A 1,543-nucleotide genomic window follows, 5' to 3' on the forward strand; every position below is an offset into this window, starting at 1 on the left:
TGGCGGTCCGGGCCGGATGGCGGCCCGGGGGCCGAGGGGGCGGTCCGGGTCAGCCGGTCTTCAGGCCGTACGTCCTGGTGGCCGTGGCCGAGAAGACGGCGGCCCGCTCGGTGGGGCTCAGGGTGGCGGTGAGGGCGGTGGCGGCGTCGACCACGTCGGTGTAGGAGGCGGCGAGGCGGCAGACGGGCCAGTCGGAGCCGAACATCAGCCGCTCCGGTCCGAAGGCCTCCAGCACCACCTCGGCGTACGGGCGCAGGTCCTCGACGGTCCAGCCGTCCCAGGCAGCCTCGGTGACCATGCCCGACAGCTTGCAGGCCGTGTTGGGCAGGGCGGCCAGCGCCCGTACGTGGTCGGCCCACGGGTAGAGCTCGCCGGAGGCGATGGGCGGTTTGGCCAGGTGGTCGAGGACGAAGGTGAGTTGAGGCAGGACCGTGGCCACTCTGAAGGCCGCACGGAGCTGGTGCGGCAGGACCAGCAGGTCGTAGGCCAGCCCGGCGTCGGCGACGGCCGCCAGGCCGCGCCGCACGTCGGGGCGGACCAGCCACTGGGGGTCCGCCTCGCCCTGGACCGGGTGGCGGATCCCCACCAGGCGGTCGCCGCCCGGCAGTTCGCGCAGGGCGGCCAGAGTGTCGGCCGCGTCGGGGGCGGTCAGGTCGGTCCAGCCGACGACTCCGGCGACCAGGTCGCTGCCGTCCGCGAGCGCGAGGAACTCGGGGGTCTCCTCCGCGATCGGGACCGTCTGGACGAGCACGGTGCCGGTCACCCCGGCGGCGCGGGCTTCCGGTTCGAGGTCGGCCAGGGAGAAGTCCCGGCGGATCGGGGCGAGTTCGCCGGTGATCCAGGGCTGGTCGCGGACGGACAGGTCCCAGACGTGGTGGTGGGCGTCGATCACCGCCTCGGGGCGGGTGCTGTCGGGCATCGCGGTCAGAGCTCCCATGCGACGGGCAGGCCCGCGGCGGCGCCGTCCGCGGAGTAGTCGTGGCTGACGTCGAGCAGCTCGCCCATGCGGGCCTGCCAGGCCACGTTGACCGGCAGCTTCTCCAACTCGGCGAGCAGGCGGGCGTAGTCCTCGCACTCCAGGACGTGGAAGAGCTCGGTGCCGCTGCGCCAGATCGTCCAGGAGGTCGCGCCCGCGGCCCGTATGGCGTCGGTGAGCTCCTCGGGGACCTCGCGGTGCGCGGCCTCGTACTCCTCGATCCGGTCGGCGCGGACCCTCGTGTGCAGGGCGACCCTCATGACGGCTCCTAGGCGGTTGTGGCAGGCGCGGCGGGGTCAGTCGCCCGCCGGGACCGGTACGTGTTCGGGCAGCAGGCCCTCGGCGCGCAGCTCCTCCCAGAGGGCGGCCGGGACGGGGTGGCGGAACATCTTCGCGGCGTCCTGCGCCTCGGCGGCCGAGCGGGTTCCGACGAGGACGGAGGCCACGGCCGGGTGTCCGTAGGGGAAGCGGAGGGCGGCGGCCCTCAGTGGCACGCCGTGCCGCTCGGCGACGGCCTTCAGGCGCAGGGCCCGCTGGAGGAGTTCCTCGGGGGCGGCGGTGTAGTCG

The 1,543-nt window shown here is 74.7% G+C and carries 3 protein-coding genes; all 3 read right to left on the reverse strand.

Translation table 11 applies throughout. The features are described 5' to 3' along the window. Window positions 1-49 precede the first annotated feature (49 nt). A complete protein-coding gene (locus AOK16_RS22055) occupies window positions 50-919 on the reverse strand; it encodes an amidohydrolase family protein (protein WP_055473919.1) in 870 nt (289 codons plus the stop codon). A 5-nt stretch (window positions 920-924) separates the two neighbouring features. Next, window positions 925-1,236: an L-rhamnose mutarotase gene (locus AOK16_RS22060; RefSeq protein WP_055473920.1), complete on the reverse strand. Its 312-nt coding sequence runs from the start codon at window positions 1,234-1,236 to the stop codon at window positions 925-927. Window positions 1,237-1,272: 36 nt separating this feature from the next. Further along, window positions 1,273-1,543, reverse strand: a 271-nt coding sequence (locus AOK16_RS22065) for an aldo/keto reductase (protein ID WP_205627754.1), incomplete at its 5' end; no start/stop codon positions are given.

The sequence above is a fragment of the Streptomyces pathocidini genome (genome assembly GCF_001418495.1).
In the GTDB taxonomy this organism is placed as follows: Bacteria; Actinomycetota; Actinomycetes; order Streptomycetales; family Streptomycetaceae; genus Streptomyces; species Streptomyces pathocidini.